The organism is Pseudomonas sp. (genome assembly GCF_030696055.1).
Lineage (GTDB): Bacteria > Pseudomonadota > Gammaproteobacteria > Pseudomonadales > Pseudomonadaceae > Aquipseudomonas.
The window spans coordinates 1-2,688 of sequence record NZ_JAUYNP010000087.1 but is presented as its reverse complement, the minus strand read 5'-3'; the positions used below and the strand labels follow the sequence as shown (position 1 = coordinate 2,688).

General features: G+C 58.3%; 4 protein-coding genes. All 4 read left to right on the top strand.

Going from position 1 to position 2,688, the window contains the following annotated elements; genetic code table 11:
• Window positions 1–517, top strand: a 517-nt coding sequence (rpsB, locus tag Q8Q83_RS05165; RefSeq protein ID WP_305621724.1) for a 30S ribosomal protein S2, incomplete at its 5' end; no start/stop codon positions are given.
• A 181-nt stretch (window positions 518–698) separates the two neighbouring features.
• Entirely contained in the window at window positions 699–1,568 is an 870-nt protein-coding gene (gene tsf, locus Q8Q83_RS05160) for a translation elongation factor Ts (protein WP_305621726.1), read from the top strand.
• Window positions 1,569–1,758: 190 nt separating this feature from the next.
• On the top strand, window positions 1,759–2,502 hold the full coding sequence (gene pyrH, locus Q8Q83_RS05155; protein ID WP_305621722.1) for a UMP kinase: 744 nt from the start codon (window positions 1,759–1,761) through the stop codon (window positions 2,500–2,502).
• Window positions 2,499–2,688: ribosome recycling factor (locus Q8Q83_RS05150; RefSeq protein WP_305621720.1), on the top strand; the 190-nt coding region annotated here is incomplete at its 3' end. The genes pyrH and Q8Q83_RS05150, both read left to right, overlap by 4 nt.

Sequence of the window (2,688 nt, the reverse complement as noted above, 5' to 3'; positions counted from 1 at the left end):
TGGCAAGATCGTTGCTGAAGAAGCAGCACGTTGCGGTTCGCCGTACGTCGATCATCGCTGGTTGGGCGGCATGCTGACCAACTACAAAACCATCCGTGCCTCGATCAAGCGTCTGCGTGATCTGGAAGTTCAGTCCCAGGACGGTACTTTCGCCAAGCTGACCAAGAAAGAAGCCCTGATGCGCACCCGTGATCTGGAAAAACTGGATCGCAGTCTGGGTGGTATCAAGGACATGGGCGGTCTGCCGGACGCTCTGTTCGTGATCGACGTTGACCACGAGCGCATTGCTATCACCGAAGCCAACAAGCTGGGTATCCCGGTTATCGGCATCGTCGATACCAACAGCAGCCCGGACGGCGTTGACTACATCATCCCAGGCAACGATGACGCCATTCGCGCCATCCAGCTGTACATGGGTGCCATGGCTGACGCCGTAGTGCGTGGTCGCAGCAACACGGGTGGCGGCACCGACGAGTTCGTCGAGCAAGCCCCGGCTGCAGAAGCTGCTGAAGGCTAAGCACTGCGCCTATAGCGTTTGCTTAGTTCGCAAAAAGGGGGCTTTGCCCCCTTTTTGCCACCTTGAAAACCATCGTTGCGCCGCGGCTCCATTAGGCAGTAGTGGTTGACGATGCGTTAAGCGTTGAACGCCCGCGATGCCGGGTGGAATGGTTATAAAACCTATCCAAGAGGAATTTGAAATGGCAGAGATTACTGCAGCGTTGGTCAAAGAACTGCGTGAGCGCACTGGCGAAGGCATGATGGATTGCAAAAAGGCCTTGACCAAGGCCGGCGGCGACATCGAAAAAGCCATTGACGACATGCGTGCTTCCGGCGCGATCAAGGCTGCCAAGAAGGCTGGCAACGTGGCTGCCGAAGGCGCTATCGGCGTTAAAGTCGCTGCTGACGGCAAGTCGGCCGTGATCCTCGAAGTCAACTCGCAAACTGACTTCCTGGCTCTGCAGGACGACTTCAAGAACTTCGTCACCAGCAGCATCGAGAAAGCCTTCGCCGACAAACTGACCGACGCAGCTCCGCTGATCGCCGCTCAGGAAACTGCTCGTGAAGCGCTGGTGGCTAAAGTTGGCGAGAACGTCAACATTCGTCGTCTGGCCCGCGTTGAAGGCGACGTGGTCAATGCTTACCTGCACGGCAACAAGATCGGTGTTGTGGTGGTCCTGAAAGGCGGCGACGCTGACCTGGCCAAAGACATCGCCATGCACGTTGCGGCAAGCAACCCTGAATTCCTGCTGCCTTCGGAAGTTTCCGCTGAAGCCATCGAGCGCGAAAAAGCCGTGTTCATGAGCCTCAACGAAGACAAGATCAAGGGCAAGCCGGCTGAAATCGTCGAGAAGATGGTGGGCGGCCGTATTCAGAAGTTCCTCGCTGAAGCCAGCCTGGTTGAGCAAGCCTTCGTTAAAGATCCGGAAGTCAAGGTCGGTGCTCTGGCCAAGAAGGCCGGTGCTGAAATCGTTTCCTTCACCCGCTTCCAGGTAGGCGAAGGCATCGAGAAGCCAGTCGACAACTTCGCTGAAGAAGTGGCTGCGCAACTGGCTGCCAGCAAGCAGTAAGACGGCTACCGCTGTCGCCCCGAAGAGGCTGCCCGCTAACGCGCGCGGCCTCTTTGTCAAATTGCGGGGATGGCTAAGCTGGAACAAGCGGTTGGGCTTTGGCACCAACGGCTCCGGGCGCTGTCGAAGCGCTCGATAAAAGCGAACCCCTGGTTCGCACAGAATTCAAACGCCGCAGGAGAGACTGGTAATGGCTCAGCAGGTGAGTGGTCGTCAACCGCGCTATAAGCGCATTCTGCTCAAACTTAGCGGCGAAGCCCTGGTGGGGTCTGAAGACTTTGGTATCGACCCCAAGGTGCTCGATCGCATGGCGCTGGAAGTCGGTCAGCTGGTCGGTATCGGCGTGCAGGTCGGCCTGGTCATAGGTGGCGGCAACCTGTTCCGTGGCGCCGCCTTGAGCGCCGCCGGGATGGATCGAGTAACCGGCGACCATATGGGCATGCTGGCTACCGTGATGAACGCCTTGGCCATGCGCGACGCGCTGGAACGTTCGAATATCCCGGCCATCGTCATGTCGGCGATTTCCATGGTCGGGGTGACCGATCATTACGACCGGCGCAAGGCGCTGCGTCATCTGAAGACCGGTGAGGTGGTGATTTTTGCCGCTGGCACTGGCAATCCGTTTTTCACCACCGACTCGGCTGCCTGCCTGCGCGCCATCGAAATCGATGCCGACGTGGTGCTCAAGGCGACCAAGGTGGATGGTGTGTACACCGCCGATCCGTTCAAGGACCCGCATGCAGAGAAGTTCGAGCGCCTGACTTACGATGAGGTGCTGGACCGCAAGCTGGGCGTCATGGACCTGACGGCTATCTGCCTGTGTCGCGATCACAATATGCCGTTGCGGGTTTTCAATATGAACAAGCCGGGTGCCCTGCTGAATGTCGTGGTGGGTGGCGCCGAAGGCACTCTGATTGAGGAAGATAAACAATGATCAACGAGATCAAGAAAGACGCCCAGGCGCGCATGCAGAAGAGCCTGGAGTCGCTGATCAACGCATTCAGCCGTATCCGTACCGGCCAGGCTCACCCCAGCATCCTGGGCGGTGTGATGGTGCCTTACTACGGCGCCGATACCCCGCTGAACCAGGTTGCCAACGTGACCGTCAAGGACTCCCGCA